The following is a 14,772-nucleotide window of genomic DNA, read 5'->3' on the forward strand; positions in this document are numbered from 1 at the left end:
CGGGTTGTGGCAGGAAAAGGAAATCGCTTTTAATGATCCCTCGCGTATTGCTGCTGTTTATCGCCCTCATCGGGTTTAGCGCCGAGGCGCAGTCCATCAAAGAAAGCTATGCTTTTGCCGTACTGGGCGAACCGAAGTACGCGTTTAACTTTAATCACTTTGATTACGTCAACCCTGCGGCTCCCAAAGGCGGGCAAATCACCCTCTCCGCCATCGGCACATTCGATAACTTCAACCGCTATGCGATGCGCGGTAATCCCGGAGCACGTACCGAAACGCTTTACGATACGCTGTTTACTACCTCTGACGATGAACCTGGCAGCTATTATCCGCTCATCGCCGACAGCGCACGCTATGCTGATGACTATTCCTGGGTAGAAATCGCCATTAATCCGCGAGCGCGTTTTCACGATGGCTCCCCCATTACCGCCAGCGATGTCGCATTCACCTTCCACAAATTTATGACTGAAGGCGTGCCGCAATTTCGCCTGGTCTACAAGGGAACAACGGTAAAAGCGATCGCGCCATTAACTGTACGTATTGAATTAGCCAAACCGGGTAAAGAGGACATGCTCAGCCTGTTTTCATTACCCGTGATGCCAGAGAAGTACTGGAAAGATCATAAGCTCAGCGATCCCTTATCATCGCCTCCGCTCGCCAGCGGTCCTTATCGCATCACGAAATGGAAGATGGGTCAGTACATTGTCTATTCTCGCGTCAACGATTATTGGGCCGCTAATCTGCCCGTCAACCGTGGCCGCTGGAACTTTGATACCATCCGCTACGACTACTATCTGGATGACAACGTCGCCTTTGAAGCGTTTAAGGCCGGAGCGTTTGACCTGCGTCTTGAAAACGATGCCAAAAACTGGGCGACACGTTATACCGGTAAAAATTTCGCGAATCATTACATCATCAAAGATGAGCAAAAAAACGAATCCGCCCAGGATACGCGTTGGCTGGCGTTTAATATTCAGCGCCCGGTGTTCAGCGACCGACGGGTGCGAGAAGCCATCACCCTGGCCTTTGATTTTGAATGGATGAATAAAGCTCTGTTCTATAACGCCTGGAGTCGGACCAACAGCTATTTTCAGAATACCGAGTATGCCGCTAAAAATTACCCCGATGCGGATGAACTGGTGATACTTGCGCCCTTGAAAAAAGATCTCCCTCCTGAGGTCTTCAGCCAAATTTATCAGCCGCCGAAATCAAAAGGCGATGGCTACGATCGTGACAACCTGTTGAAAGCAGATGCCTTACTGGAGCAGGCCGGATGGGTACTTAAGGGACAACAGCGCGTAAACAGCGCCAACGGTAAACCCCTGAGCTTTGAACTGTTGCTCCCGGCGGGCAGTAACAGCCAGTGGGTTCTGCCGTTCCAGCACAACCTGCAGCGCTTAGGCATTACAATGAACATCCGCCAGGTTGATAATTCACAAATCACAAACCGGCTGCGCAGTCGTGACTATGACATGATGCCGAGATTGTATCGCGCAATGCCGTGGCCAAGTTCGGACCTGCAAATTCTCTGGGCCTCTGAATATATTGACTCCAGCTATAACGCCCCGGGCGTGCAAAGCCCGGTGATTGATAAACTGATCAACCAAATCATCGCGGCGCAAGGTGATAAAGCCAAACTAGTCCCACTCGGTCGGGCACTGGACAGGGTATTAACGTGGAACTACTACATGTTGCCGATGTGGTTTATGGCAGAGGATCGCATCGCCTGGTGGGATAAGTTTTCGCATCCAGCTATTCGCCCCATTTATACCATTGGTCTCGACAACTGGTGGTACGACGTTAACAAAGCGGCGAAACTGCCAGCAGCCAGACGGCAGGGAGAATAAATGGGCGCTTATCTAATTCGACGTCTGCTACTGGTGATCCCAACGCTTTGGGCCATCATCACCATCAACTTTTTTATCGTGCAGATTGCCCCCGGTGGTCCGGTTGAGCAGGCCGTCGCCGCTATTGAGTTCGGACAAAGCGGGGCATTACCCGGCGCGGGTAGTGAAGGCATTCGCGCCAGCCACGCGCAAACCGGCGTCGGCAATATCAGCGACAGTAATTACCGAGGTGGCCGTGGTCTTGACCCGGAAGTGATCGCCGAAATCACTCGCCGTTACGGGTTCGATAAGCCCATTCATGAGCGTTATTTCAAAATGCTCTGGGACTATATTCGTTTCGATTTCGGCGACAGTCTGTTTCGTAGCGCCTCAGTGCTGACGCTTATCAAAGATAGCCTGCCTGTTTCCGTCACACTGGGGCTATGGAGTACGCTCATTATCTATCTGGTGTCGATACCGCTTGGGATCCGCAAAGCCGTTCACAACGGCAGCCGATTTGATGTCTGGAGCAGCGCATTCATTATTATTGGCTATGCCATACCGGCCTTTTTGTTTGCGATTTTACTGATCGTCTTTTTTGCCGGGGGCAGCTATTACGACCTGTTCCCGCTTCGCGGACTGGTTTCCGCCAATTTTGATTCCCTGCCCTGGTATCAGAAAGTGACCGACTACCTTTGGCATATTACCCTGCCAGTGCTGGCGACGGTGGTTGGGGGTTTTGCCGCGCTAACCATGCTGACCAAAAACTCATTTCTGGATGAGGTACGCAAACAGTATGTCGTCACCGCGCGCGCCAAAGGGGTCAGCGAGAAAAACATTCTGTGGAAACATGTGTTTCGCAATGCCATGTTGCTGGTAATCGCTGGCTTCCCGGCAACGTTTATCAGCATGTTTTTTACCGGTTCGCTGCTGATTGAAGTGATGTTTTCGCTTAACGGTCTGGGACTACTGGGTTATGAATCCACCGTATCACGTGACTACCCGGTAATGTTTGGCACGCTCTATATCTTCACCCTGATCGGTCTGCTGCTGAATATCCTCAGCGACATCAGCTACACGCTGGTCGATCCCCGTATTGATTTTGAGGGACGCTAATGTCGCGATTAAGCCCCGTCAATCAGGCCCGCTGGGCGCGTTTTCGCCATAACCGTCGCGGCTATTGGTCGCTGTGGATTTTTCTACTGCTCTTCGGCCTTAGCCTGTGTTCAGAACTGATTGCCAATGATAAGCCGCTACTGGTGCGCTACGACAGTAGCTGGTATTTCCCCCTGTTCAAAAACTACAGTGAAAGCGACTTCGGCGGACCATTGGCGACCCAGGCTGATTATCAGGATCCGTGGTTACAGCAGCGCCTGGAAAACCGGGGCTGGATCCTGTGGGCGCCGATACGCTTTGGAGCCACCAGCATTAACTTTGCCACTGATAAGCCCTTCCCTTCCCCGCCTTCTGCACAAAACTGGCTGGGAACGGACGCCAACGGCGGTGATGTGCTGGCACGGATCCTCTATGGCACACGTATTTCTGTCCTGTTTGGATTAATGCTAACCCTGTGCTCCAGCGTGATGGGGATCATGGCTGGCGCAATCCAGGGCTATTATGGCGGCAAGGTGGATCTGTGGGGGCAACGATTCATTGAGGTTTGGTCAGGTATGCCAACGCTGTTTTTGATCATACTGCTGTCGAGCGTGGTCCAGCCAAACTTCTGGTGGCTACTGGGCATTACCGTGCTGTTTGGCTGGATGAGCCTGGTTGGCGTGGTACGCGCGGAATTTTTACGTACCCGAAACTTTGATTACATTCGTGCCGCTCAGGCGCTTGGCGTGAGCGATCGCAGTATTATTCTGCGCCATATGCTGCCCAATGCGATGGTCGCCGCCCTGACCTTTTTACCGTTTATATTATGCGCCTCGATCACCACTCTGACCTCGCTGGATTTTCTTGGCTTCGGCTTACCGCTTGGCTCGCCATCGCTGGGAGAACTCCTGTTACAGGGTAAAAACAACCTGCAGGCACCGTGGCTTGGCATCACCGCGTTCATCTCCGTTGCCCTGCTATTATCGCTACTGATATTTATTGGTGAAGCGGTACGCGACGCGTTCGATCCCAACAAGGCGATTTAAGATGACACAACCGCTGTTAGCTATTGAAAATTTATCGGTAGGTTTTCGCCAACAGGAGACCGTGCGCACCGTGGTCAATACCCTCTCACTGAGGGTTGAAGCCGGGCAAACTCTGGCGCTGGTGGGCGAGTCCGGTTCGGGTAAAAGCGTGACCGCACTTTCTATTCTACGGTTATTACCGACCCCTCCCGCAGTCTACCTTTCCGGCGACATCCGTTTTCATGGCGAATCATTGCTTCATGCCGATGAGCAGACGCTTCGCGGCGTTCGCGGGAATAAAATCGCCATGATTTTCCAGGAACCAATGGTGTCGCTAAACCCGCTTCACAACCTTGAAAAACAGCTGTATGAAGTGCTGTCGCTGCATCGGGGAATGCGTCGGGAGGCCGCGCGGGCAGAAATACTGACCTGTCTGGATCGGGTCGGCATCCGTCAGGCGGCCAAACGTCTCGCAGACTATCCGCACCAGCTGTCCGGCGGCGAACGCCAGCGCGTGATGATCGCCATGGCGCTGCTTACGCGACCGGAGCTGCTTATTGCCGATGAACCGACCACCGCGCTGGATGTATCCGTACAGGCGCAAATCCTACAGCTGCTGCGGGAGCTACAGCGCGAGCTGAACATGGGATTACTGTTTATCACCCACAACCTCAGCATTGTGAAAAAACTCGCCGATACCGTTGCGGTGATGCAAAACGGCCAGTGCGTTGAGCAAAATCGAGCAGCACAGCTGCTCACTGCGCCAACACATCCCTACACGCAGAAATTGTTAAACAGCGAACCTTCCGGCGATCCGGTGCCTGTACCTGCCGGGCAAGCGCCATTGCTGGAAGTGGAAAAACTCTGCGTCGCCTTCCCCATCCGTAAAGGTATCCTGAAGCGCGTGGTGGACCATAACGTTGTGGTTAACAACGTCAGTTTTTCCCTCCGGCCCGGTGAAACGCTGGGGCTGGTCGGGGAGTCAGGATCGGGGAAAAGCACTACCGGGCTGGCGCTACTGAGGTTAATCACCTCGCAGGGAAGCATTGTGTTCGATGGCCTGGCGCTGCATACCTTAAATCGCCGCCAGCTGTTACCGGTACGTCACCGCATTCAGGTTGTTTTTCAAGATCCCAACTCCTCGCTGAACCCGCGCCTGAGCGTGCTACAGATTATTGAGGAGGGACTGCGCGTTCATCAGCCAACCCTGTCAGCCGAACAGCGCGAAGCGCAGGTGAAAGCGGTAATGGTGGAAGTGGGACTGGATAGCGAAACGCGGCATCGTTACCCAGCGGAGTTTTCCGGCGGTCAACGTCAACGCATAGCCATTGCCAGAGCCTTGATTCTCAAGCCTTCCCTGATCATTCTGGATGAACCAACATCGTCGCTCGACAGAACCGTACAGGCGCAAATCCTGACGTTGTTAAAGTCTTTACAGGAAAAGCATCGCCTGGCTTATATCTTTATCAGCCATGATTTGCACGTAGTACGCGCGTTATGCCATCAGGTTATTGTGCTAAGGCAGGGAGAGGTCGTGGAGCAAGGACAATGCGAGCACGTATTTAACGCGCCACAGCAGGCATATACGCGTCAGTTGCTCGCGCTAAGCTGACGCTCAAAACGGATTGTTATTTGAAAACGGCTCTGCGATGGCCACGCCGAAATTTTTCAGTCTGCAGGTCGCGGCAAATTCATCCTGGCGATTCACAAACAGGCACGGCTCTCCTTCGCATTCCAACACGGAACAAGGTACCTCAATGTCGCTGAGGGCCTGGCTGAGTTTATGCATGACTGACCACGCACTGTCGCCATCAGGGCTAAGCAATTTGAGCGCCACCAGGCTGTTCTCATTGCTCTGACCGTTTTGCGGAATCGGTTCAACCTTTGAACCTGCGAAACCCACCGACCAACGATAGCACTGTGGCAGACGATGAACGATTGAGAGTTGTAATGTCATCACTTTCTTTCCCTGGAAGTACAATCACTTCACAATTATTTTACATCAATATTAACACATCATTGACAATACGTCTTTAAACAGTTCGTAAACGTTTACACCCTGACTTTATGCCACTTTCCGAACCAAATATTTAAATTTATTCAACGGTTCTGGCATATTTCCGCGCTATATGTACTCGTTTCTGCGATCTAACTCAACCTTTTTAACTACAATGATGTGACTTTTTACATAAATTGATTTTACATAAAATAAACATAAGCGGGGAAATTGATAGATTTTCGGTTGATGTACATCAACTCTGGAGGCCCTATCGCCCCCAGGTTGTGTAATAGATCACCGTTTTTTGGCGCGGCTGGCGTAGAGATAGAAGAGAATTGAGCAGGTAGCGCAAAATGCTATCGACCAGATCATCGGCCAGGCCGAGTTAAAAGTCGCCAGTGACAGCAGCGCCCCAACGATGGCGCCAATGCCAAAACGGAACGTCCCTGCCAGCGATGACGCCGTTCCCGCCATATGCGGAAATTCATCCAGAATGACCGCCATGGCGTTGGATGACACCATCGACACGCAGCCAACAAACGCCGCAACGCCCACTACCAGCGCCCAGAAACCAACCCCGAACAGCGCGCTAAAGACCATCCAGCCCGCCATCACGAACTGGATCCACAGGCCAGCACGGAACATATTCAATGCCCCAACCCGACGAACAAAGCGGCTGTTGATGATGGTCATCACGAACAGGAAAACAATGTTCAGCGCGAAGTAATAGCCGAAATGCTGCGGTGAAACGTGGTTGATCTCAATGTAAACAAAAGGTCCGGCGCTCAGGAACGAGAACATCCCGGCAAAACTAAACCCACTGGCCAGCATATAGCTCAGTACACGCTTGTGGCGAAACAGCGAGGCAAAGTTGCCGAGAGTAGTACGCAAGCGAAACGGCTGGCGGCGCTCAACCGGCAAGGTCTCTTTGATCAGCGTAAAGATCATCACCGACGCCAGAATAGCCGCCACGGCGAGGATCCAAAAGATGTAGTGCCAGCTCAGCCATACCAATACCCAGCCGCCCACGATGGGTGCCAGTAAGGGTGCAATTGTCGTGACCAGCATGACAAATGACATCATGCGCGAAAACTCTTCCTTCGGATAGATATCGCGCATCAGGGCGTTGATAACCACGCTCGCCGCTGCCGCAGCCAGACCATGGAAGAAACGCATCACGATCAGTTGATCGATAGTTTGTGCCAGCGCACAGGCAACTGCCGCCGCCGCAAACACCAGCGTCCCGCCCAGAATCACCGGCTTGCGCCCAATGCTGTCAGCCATTGGACCATAGAGTAACTGCCCCACCGCGAACCCAAGAATATAGGTACTGAGGGTCATCTGCGCGCTACCTGCAGGCACACCAAACTGTTCAGAGATAACAGGTAGTGCCGGAAGATACATATCAATCGACAACGGCATCAGCATGGCTAACAAGCCAAGGATAAAGACAATGGCAATTGACGAGTTCTGCCGGGTGGTCACATTTAGCTCCTGAAATTAACGCGGGGTTAAGTTAACGCTGGCGATTTCTTCTTCGGTCAATGGACGGTATTCACCCGGCTCCAGATCCTCATCAAGCTTGATGTCACCAATCCGTTCACGGTGCAGTTCCACAACGTGGTTACCGACGGCGGCAAACATACGTTTAACCTGATGATAGCGCCCTTCGCTGATGGTCAATCGCACCTGAGTTGGCGTAATGACGTCCAGCACGGCCGGTTTGGTCAGGTCTTTCTCATTATGCAGTTGTACGCCATGGGCAAACTGTTCGGCGGTGTCATCTGCCACCGGCGACTCCAGCGTCACCAGATAGGTTTTCTCACAATGGTGACGTGGCGAAGTGATGCGATGCGACCACTGTCCGTCATCGGTCATCAGCACCAGTCCGGTGGTGTCGATATCCAGGCGCCCTGCCGCATGCAGTTTGTAGGCAACCGGCTCATCAAGGAAATAGAGCACTGTCGGGTGATCCGGGTCATCCGTTGAGCAAACATAACCCTGAGGTTTATTCAGCATAAAATAGCGCGGGCCATTTTGTTGAATCAGGGAATTACCGTCATATTCTACGTCGTGTTCTGGCAGCAGCTTAAAGGCACTGTTTTTGACGATTTCACCGTCGACGGTAACGCGGTTAGCACGGATCTCACGCCCGGCAATAGCGCGGCTGACGCCGAGTTGCTGAGCGATAAATTTATCAAGTCGCATGAGTGTGATTTTTGCCTGTAAAAAACAAGAAGCGGGATTGCGCCCGAAAAGTGGGACGATTATCCGCCCAGTATAGCGGCGTTACACCATCCCTCAAGGGAAATGATTCATGGCATACTATACATTGTTGCTGCTTACCTTAATGAGCCCATGATTTTTACTCTTCGCCCGTACCAAAAAGAAGCCGTGGATGCCACGCTCAACCATTTCCGCCACCACCGCACGCCAGCGGTTATCGTCCTGCCAACCGGTGCGGGAAAAAGCCTGGTGATTGCTGAACTGGCCCGCGTGGCGCGTGGTCGCGTGCTGATACTGGCGCACGTTAAAGAACTGGTCGCGCAAAACCATGCCAAATATCGCGCGCTGGGGCTGGAAGCCGATATTTTTGCCGCAGGTCTGAAGCGTAAAGAGAGCCACGGGAAAGTGGTATTTGGCAGCGTACAGTCGGTGGCGCGTAATCTTGACGCCTTTCAGGGAGAGTTCTCGCTGCTTATCGTCGATGAATGTCACCGTATTGGTGATGATGACGAGAGTCAATATCAGCAAATCCTCACTCACCTGACCAAAGTAAATCCCCACTTACGCCTGCTCGGGCTTACTGCCACTCCTTTTCGTTTGGGCAAAGGCTGGATTTATCACTTTCATTATCACGGTATGGTGCGCGGCGATGAAAAAGCGCTGTTTCGTGACTGCATTTATGAATTACCGTTGCGTTACATGATTAAACACGGCTACCTGACGCCGCCAGAACGCCTCGACATGCCGGTAGTGCAGTATGACTTCAGCCGCCTGCAGGCGCAGAGTAACGGCCTGTTTAGCGAAACGGATCTCAATCAGGAACTGAAAAAGCAGCAGCGAATAACGCCGCATATCATCAGCCAGATTGTCGAGTTTGCCCAGACGCGCAAAGGGGTGATGATTTTCGCTGCTACAGTGGAGCACGCCAAAGAAATTCTGGGCCTGCTGCCTGCTGACGATGCCGCGCTAATCACCGGAGACACGCCAGGCGCAGAGCGTGATGTGCTGATTGAAGAGTTCAAAGCCCAGCGCTTTCGCTATCTGGTGAATGTGTCGGTCCTGACCACTGGCTTCGATGCCCCGCACGTCGACCTTATCGCCATTCTGCGCCCGACGGAGTCAGTTAGCCTTTACCAACAAATTGTCGGTCGCGGCCTGCGCCTGGCGCCGGGTAAAACCGACTGTCTGATCCTCGATTATGCCGGTAACCCGCACGATCTTTACGCGCCGGAAGTGGGGGCGCCGAAAGGGAAAAGCGATAACGTTCCGGTGCAGGTGTTCTGTCCCGCCTGCGGGTTTGCAAACACCTTCTGGGGCAAAACAACGGCAGACGGCACGCTGATTGAACACTTTGGCCGCCGCTGTCAGGGGTGGTTTGAAGATGATGACGGCCATCGCGAACAGTGCGATTTTCGTTTTCGTTTTAAAAACTGCCCACAATGCAACGCGGAAAATGATATCGCCGCCCGCCGTTGTCGGGAGTGCGACACGGTGCTGGTTGACCCGGATGACATGCTGAAAGCCGCGCTCAGGCTCAAAGATGCGCTGGTCCTGCGCTGTAGCGGCATGGTGTTACAAAACGGCCAGGATGAAAAAGGCGAATGGCTAAAAATCACCTATTACGATGAAGATGGTGCCGACGTTAGCGAACGCTTTCGCCTGCATACTCCCGCGCAGCGTACGGCTTTCGAGCAACTGTTTATTCGCCCGCACACCCGAACGCCCGGCATTCCCATACGCTGGATAACCGCCGCCGATATCCTCGCCCAGCAGGCGCTGTTACGTCATCCTGATTTCGTGGTGGCGCGCATGAAAGGTCAGTACTGGCAGGTCCGTGAAAAGGTCTTCGATTATGAAGGACGCTATCGTCGGGCACATGAATTACGCGGTTAATCGTACTTTTGATTGATGTACCAGCCGTTTAAGTATAGAATCTCGCCCGCTTTTGCATACGCAAAGCAGATCACTTACCTGTTGCTGGGTCGCCTGTAGCAGGAATTATTAAAGAGAGATTTAAATGTTTACTATCAACGCTGAAGTACGTAAAGAGCAGGGTAAGGGTGCGAGCCGCCGCCTGCGTGCCGCTAACAAGTTCCCGGCAATCATCTATGGTGGCGCAGAAGCCCCGGTTGCTATCGAACTGGATCACGATGCAGTTATGAACATGCAAGCTAAAGCTGAATTCTACAGCGAAGTTCTGACCATCGTTGTTGACGGTAAAGAAGTGAAAGTTAAAGCTCAGGCAGTACAGCGTCACCCGTTCAAGCCGAAGCTGGCACACATCGACTTCGTTCGCGCGTAATCGCTTACAAGTTGAAAGAAAAACCCCGCCTCGGCGGGGTTTTTTTATGGGATTTTGTTGGCGGTAAAGATGAATCACGCAGGCCGGATAAGGCGTTAACGCCCCCATCCGGCAAACGGCTTTATTTCCCGCCCGAAGTACGACGCTGTAGCTGATCGCGCAGGTTCGGCGGCGTACCTTTGATGGTCAAAGTATCTGTGGCTGGATCCCAGAAAATACGCTCACCCAGTAACATGGCGTCGAAGTTGATGGTTAACCCGCCGCCGCTTCCGGCAAATTTGGTTAACTGACGCAGCGTGCTGCGATCTGCCGGGAAGCTCTCTTCCAGTTCGTAGCCTTTATCAGCGGTAAATTCGCTGAAGCTGACTTCACTGACGCCGGAAAGCTCTTTGGACAGCGACTCCAACTCGATCTCTTCACCGGCCTGCAGTTGCTCGTTGCAGTAGCTGTACACCTGCTGACGCACGTTCTGGCGTTCAGCTTTATCGAGTTGCGCCTCGGCAGTAAAGTCATCGACCGCCTGCAACAGGCCGCGGTTTTGCGCTTTGGCGTTAAGCCCCTCGCTGGCACCCAGGAAGTCCATAAAGAAATCGGCGACTTTGCGCCCTACCCGCCCTTTCAGGAACGTCAGATAGCGCGTGGACTCCGGGTTGGTTTCCCACTCGGTTAAATCAATACGCGCCACGATATCCGCATGATTGATATCCAGATAGTGCGTCGGGTTGATATCCAGATTTTCATTGACGCGCATACTGCTTAAATTGTTCAGCACGGCGACCAGCAGATACTCTACCGCCAGATAGCGGTAATGGCAGAACAGGACAATGCCGCCATCGGCAAAAGGATATTTTGCCAGTTCGTCCCGCAAGCGCCCTGTCGCTGCACGACTAAAGGCCAGAAAATCCTCTTCGCCCTGACGCTGTAAACGCAGCGTTTGCGCCAGTTCACTCTCTGCGCTAAACAGGCCATAAGCTTTATTCTTGGCGCTGTATACCCGATGCAACTCAGCCATCATATCGACAACGGTCGCTGTCGGTTCCAGTAATGAATCGCGCAAGACCAGCTCAAGGTTCTGCTCGTCACGTTTGATAAGCTGGTGCAGGGCAATCTGGTTGATATCCAGACTCATGATAAACTCTCCTTTTAGACCGGGCGGTATTCAACCACCTGCCGGGCAGTGACGCAATAGAAGATAAAAAAGCAGAAAAAAAACTGTCTGTACGGTAATATGTTGCCCTTTCATGAACAGACTGATTTCGATTTATGCCACAAATTTCCCGCTATAGTGACGAACACGTTGAACAACTGCTGAATGAGATGCTCAACGTACTGGAAAAACATAAGGCGCCGACCGACCTTTCCCTGATGGTACTGGGAAATATGGTGACTAACCTTATCAATACAAGCATCGCACCGGCCCAGCGCCAGGCGATTGCCAACTCTTTTGCCCGCGCATTGCAGTCTTCGGTAAACGACGACCAAGCGCATTAAGAGCCTGCTCCGGGGAAACGAACAACAGTTTATGGTAACTCATCGTCAACGCTACCGTGAGAAAGTCTCCCAGATGGTTAGCTGGGGGCACTGGTTTGCCTTGTTCAACATTCTGTTGGCCATGGTGCTCGGTAGCCGTTACCTGTTTGTCGCCGACTGGCCGACAACCCTTGCAGGTCGTGTTTATTCCTACCTGAGCGTTGTCGGGCATTTTAGCTTTCTGGTGTTCGCCACCTATCTGCTGATCCTGTTTCCCCTGACGTTTATCGTCATGTCCCAGAGGCTGATGCGATTCTTATCAGCTATTCTGGCGACGGCTGGCATGACGCTGTTGCTAATCGACAGCGAAGTTTTCACCCGCTTCCACCTGCATCTCAATCCGATCGTCTGGGAACTGGTCATCAACCCAGACCAGAATGAAGCGGCGCGTGACTGGCAGCTGATGTTCATCAGCGTACCGGTTATTCTGTTAATTGAAATGCTGTTTGCGACCTGGAGCTGGCAAAAGCTGCGCAGCCTGACGCGTCGTCGCCATTTTGCCAAACCGTTAGCAGCATTCTTCTTCGTTTCCTTTATCGCCTCGCACGTGGTGTATATCTGGGCGGATGCCAATTTCTATCGCCCGATTACCATGCAGCGTGCGAATCTGCCGCTCTCCTACCCGATGACGGCACGTAAATTCCTGGAAAAACATGGCCTGCTGGATGCGCAAGAGTATCAGCGTCGCCTGATCGAACAGGGCAATCCAGAAGCGGTTTCCGTGCAGTACCCGCTCAGCGAACTGCGCTATCGCGATATGGGCACCGGTCAGAACGTGCTGCTGATTACCGTCGACGGTCTGAACTACTCACGCTTTGAAAAACAGATGCCTGCGCTGGCTGAATTCGCCGGGCAGAATATCTCGTTTACGCGTCACATGAGCTCAGGCAACACCACGGATAACGGGATCTTTGGCCTGTTCTATGGTGTCTCGCCAAGCTACATGGACGGCATTTTGTCGACCCGTACGCCTGCGGCGCTGATTACTGCACTGAACCAGCAGGGTTACCAGTTAGGGCTATTCTCCTCGGATGGCTTTACCAGCCCGCTGTATCGCCAGGCGCTGCTGTCAGACTTCTCCATGCCAAGCGTACAAACGCAATCTGACGAACAAACCGCAAGCCAGTGGATTAACTGGCTGGGGCGCTACGCGCAGGAAGATAACCGCTGGTTCTCGTGGGTCTCCTTTAACGGGACGAACCTTGATAACAGCAACCAGAAGAACTTTGCCAAACGCTATGCCAGCGCCGCTCAGGATGTGGATGCCAATATTAACCGTATTCTTAGTGCCCTGCGCGACTCCGGTAAACTGAACAACACGGTGGTGATTATTACCGCAGGTCGGGGCGTGCCGCTGACTCAGGAAGAGAACAATTTTGCCTGGTCGCGTGGTCATCTGCAGGTTCCTCTAGTTATTCACTGGCCGGGAACGCCTGCCCAACGCATCAATAGCCTGACCGATCATACAGACCTGATGACAACGCTCATGCAGCGCCTGCTGCACGTCAGCACGCCTGCTAACGAATACTCGCAGGGGCAGGATCTGTTCAATGCAAACCGCCGCCATTACTGGGTTACCGCCGCCGACGGCAGCACGATGGCCGTTACCACGCCAGAGATGACGCTGGTGCTGAACAACAACGGTAATTATCAGACCTATGATTTACGCGGCGAAAAAATAAAAGATCAGAAACCGCAGCTAAGCCTGCTGCTACAGGTTCTGACGGATGAGAAACGATTTATTGCTAACTGATTAATTATAAATCACTTAGCGATGCTTCCCCTTGCATTCGCAGCGGAAAGCAGTAGTATTAGCAGCCATAGCGTCGGCACGTAGCGCAGCCTGGTAGCGCACCGTCATGGGGTGTCGGGGGTCGGAGGTTCAAATCCTCTCGTGCCGACCAAAAATCCCAGAAAAACCAACCTTCATGGTTGGTTTTTTTATGCCCGCGATTCCACGTTCCTTATTATTACCCCGGCCTTTAGCACAGGTTTTACTACTTACCCATGCACAAATTGGGGTAAAATTTACCCTCTCATCAGCGCGATGAAACTAGACGAGTGATGCGCTGAAAACAATAATGATACTAATAAAAACTCAGGAGAATAGTATGCCTGAAGCAACGCCTTTTCGGGTGCTGATTGTCGACGACCACCCACTAATGCGGCGAGGAATTAGTCAATTATTGCAACTGGATCCCGCATTTAACGTAGTCGCGGAAGCAGGTGACGGTGCCAGCGCTATCGATCTGGCTAACCGTCTGGACCTGGATGTGATCCTGCTGGATCTCAATATGAAAGGCATGAGCGGACTGGACACCCTGAACGCGCTGCGCCGGGATGGCGTCACCGCGCAAATTATTATTCTTACCGTCTCGGATGCAGCCAGCGATGTGTACGCCTTAATTGATGCCGGCGCGGATGGTTATTTACTCAAAGACAGCGATCCTGAAGTCTTGCTGGAGGCCATTCGCAGCGGCGCCAAAGGCGGTAAAGCTTTTAGCACACGCGTCAGCGAATATCTGCGCGAACGCGATCTGTTCGGTGCACAAGAAGATCCCTTCAGCATTCTCACCGAACGTGAACTGGATGTATTGCATGAACTGGCTCAGGGGCTGTCGAACAAACAGATTGCGTCAGTGCTGAATATTTCCGAACAGACAGTGAAAGTGCATATTCGCAACCTGCTGCGCAAACTCAATGTGCGCTCTCGCGTTGCTGCCACCATCCTGTTTTTACAAACGCGCGGAATGCAGTAATCCCGGATAG

General features: G+C 52.6%; 13 protein-coding genes and 1 tRNA gene. 10 read left to right on the top strand and 4 right to left on the bottom strand.

Features of this window, described 5'->3' with window-relative positions; translation table 11 throughout:
- Nucleotides 1-32 precede the first annotated feature (32 nt).
- The 4 genes from ABIE10_RS10785 to yejF are packed head-to-tail and all read left to right on the top strand — an operon-like array spanning nt 33 to nt 5,558.
- Nucleotides 33-1,847 carry an extracellular solute-binding protein gene (locus ABIE10_RS10785; RefSeq protein ID WP_279263977.1) on the top strand — a complete coding sequence of 605 codons (1,815 nt, stop codon included), beginning with the start codon at nt 33-35 and terminating at the stop codon, nt 1,845-1,847.
- Nucleotides 1,848-2,942, top strand: coding sequence for a microcin C ABC transporter permease YejB (locus ABIE10_RS10790; protein ID WP_016153751.1), 1,095 nt, complete (start codon nt 1,848-1,850; stop codon nt 2,940-2,942).
- On the top strand, nt 2,942-3,967 hold the full coding sequence (locus ABIE10_RS10795; RefSeq protein ID WP_016153752.1) for an ABC transporter permease: 1,026 nt from the start codon (nt 2,942-2,944) through the stop codon (nt 3,965-3,967). The genes ABIE10_RS10790 and ABIE10_RS10795 overlap by 1 nt, the downstream gene beginning before the upstream one ends.
- A 1-nt stretch (nt 3,968) precedes the next feature.
- A complete protein-coding gene (gene yejF / locus ABIE10_RS10800; RefSeq protein WP_200051552.1) occupies nt 3,969-5,558 on the top strand; it encodes a microcin C ABC transporter ATP-binding protein YejF in 1,590 nt (529 codons plus the stop codon).
- A gap of 3 nt (nt 5,559-5,561) precedes the next feature.
- On the opposite strand, the gene ABIE10_RS10805 is transcribed toward yejF, so the two are convergent.
- The 3 genes from ABIE10_RS10805 to rsuA form a co-directional block, all read right to left on the bottom strand.
- Complete coding sequence (locus ABIE10_RS10805; protein WP_029139605.1) at nt 5,562-5,906, bottom strand: YejG family protein; 345 nt, start codon at nt 5,904-5,906, stop codon at nt 5,562-5,564.
- Nucleotides 5,907-6,239: 333 nt separating this feature from the next.
- Entirely contained in the window at nt 6,240-7,430 is a 1,191-nt protein-coding gene (locus tag ABIE10_RS10810; protein ID WP_016157000.1) for a Bcr/CflA family multidrug efflux MFS transporter, read from the bottom strand.
- A gap of 15 nt (nt 7,431-7,445) precedes the next feature.
- On the bottom strand, nt 7,446-8,153 hold the full coding sequence (gene rsuA, locus ABIE10_RS10815; RefSeq protein WP_047359190.1) for a 16S rRNA pseudouridine(516) synthase RsuA: 708 nt from the start codon (nt 8,151-8,153) through the stop codon (nt 7,446-7,448).
- A gap of 150 nt (nt 8,154-8,303) precedes the next feature.
- Here rsuA and ABIE10_RS10820 point away from each other — a divergent pair, with 150 nt between their 5' ends.
- Together ABIE10_RS10820 and rplY are read left to right on the top strand one after the other, a co-directional pair.
- A complete protein-coding gene (locus ABIE10_RS10820; RefSeq protein ID WP_204551898.1) occupies nt 8,304-10,064 on the top strand; it encodes a DEAD/DEAH box helicase in 1,761 nt (586 codons plus the stop codon).
- A gap of 124 nt (nt 10,065-10,188) precedes the next feature.
- On the top strand, nt 10,189-10,473 hold the full coding sequence (gene rplY / locus ABIE10_RS10825) for a 50S ribosomal protein L25 (protein ID WP_016153758.1): 285 nt from the start codon (nt 10,189-10,191) through the stop codon (nt 10,471-10,473).
- Nucleotides 10,474-10,594: 121 nt separating this feature from the next.
- Here the strand turns inward: rplY and yejK are convergent, their stop codons facing one another.
- Entirely contained in the window at nt 10,595-11,602 is a 1,008-nt protein-coding gene (gene yejK / locus ABIE10_RS10830; RefSeq protein ID WP_016157002.1) for a nucleoid-associated protein YejK, read from the bottom strand.
- A gap of 134 nt (nt 11,603-11,736) precedes the next feature.
- Between yejK and ABIE10_RS10835 the strand changes: the two genes are divergently transcribed.
- The 4 genes from ABIE10_RS10835 (at nt 11,737) to narP (ending at nt 14,762) form a co-directional block, all read left to right on the top strand.
- Entirely contained in the window at nt 11,737-11,964 is a 228-nt protein-coding gene (locus ABIE10_RS10835; protein WP_003027506.1) for a YejL family protein, read from the top strand.
- Nucleotides 11,965-11,995: 31 nt separating this feature from the next.
- The gene (gene yejM / locus ABIE10_RS10840) at nt 11,996-13,756 is read left to right on the top strand and encodes an LPS biosynthesis-modulating metalloenzyme YejM (protein WP_016153760.1); all 1,761 of its coding nucleotides are present in this window, start codon (nt 11,996-11,998) and stop codon (nt 13,754-13,756) included.
- Between the two features lie 74 nt (nt 13,757-13,830).
- Nucleotides 13,831-13,907 (top strand) — tRNA-Pro (locus tag ABIE10_RS10845).
- Nucleotides 13,908-14,114: 207 nt separating this feature from the next.
- Nucleotides 14,115-14,762 (top strand): nitrate/nitrite response regulator protein NarP, encoded by a 648-nt coding sequence (gene narP / locus ABIE10_RS10850; RefSeq protein ID WP_016153764.1) that lies wholly within the window; start codon nt 14,115-14,117, stop codon nt 14,760-14,762.
- Nucleotides 14,763-14,772: the final 10 nt, after the last annotated feature.

This window comes from Citrobacter sp. 506 (assembly GCF_050434985.1).
GTDB classification, from domain to species: Bacteria; Pseudomonadota; Gammaproteobacteria; order Enterobacterales; family Enterobacteriaceae; genus Citrobacter; species Citrobacter braakii.

Bases quoted from the DNA above. Each gene is read 5' to 3' on its own strand.
- ABIE10_RS10785 (WP_279263977.1), top strand. From the start codon at position 33: ATGATCCCTCGCGTATTGCTGCTGTTTATCGCCCTCATCGGGTTTAGC.
- ABIE10_RS10790 (WP_016153751.1), top strand. From the start codon at position 1,848: ATGGGCGCTTATCTAATTCGACGTCTGCTACTGGTGATCCCAACGCTT.
- ABIE10_RS10795 (WP_016153752.1), top strand. From the start codon at position 2,942: ATGTCGCGATTAAGCCCCGTCAATCAGGCCCGCTGGGCGCGTTTTCGC.
- yejF (WP_200051552.1), top strand. From the start codon at position 3,969: ATGACACAACCGCTGTTAGCTATTGAAAATTTATCGGTAGGTTTTCGC.
- rsuA (WP_047359190.1), bottom strand. From the start codon at position 8,153: ATGCGACTTGATAAATTTATCGCTCAGCAACTCGGCGTCAGCCGCGCT.
- ABIE10_RS10820 (WP_204551898.1), top strand. From the start codon at position 8,304: ATGATTTTTACTCTTCGCCCGTACCAAAAAGAAGCCGTGGATGCCACG.
- rplY (WP_016153758.1), top strand. From the start codon at position 10,189: ATGTTTACTATCAACGCTGAAGTACGTAAAGAGCAGGGTAAGGGTGCG.
- yejK (WP_016157002.1), bottom strand. From the start codon at position 11,602: ATGAGTCTGGATATCAACCAGATTGCCCTGCACCAGCTTATCAAACGT.
- ABIE10_RS10835 (WP_003027506.1), top strand. From the start codon at position 11,737: ATGCCACAAATTTCCCGCTATAGTGACGAACACGTTGAACAACTGCTG.
- yejM (WP_016153760.1), top strand. From the start codon at position 11,996: ATGGTAACTCATCGTCAACGCTACCGTGAGAAAGTCTCCCAGATGGTT.
- narP (WP_016153764.1), top strand. From the start codon at position 14,115: ATGCCTGAAGCAACGCCTTTTCGGGTGCTGATTGTCGACGACCACCCA.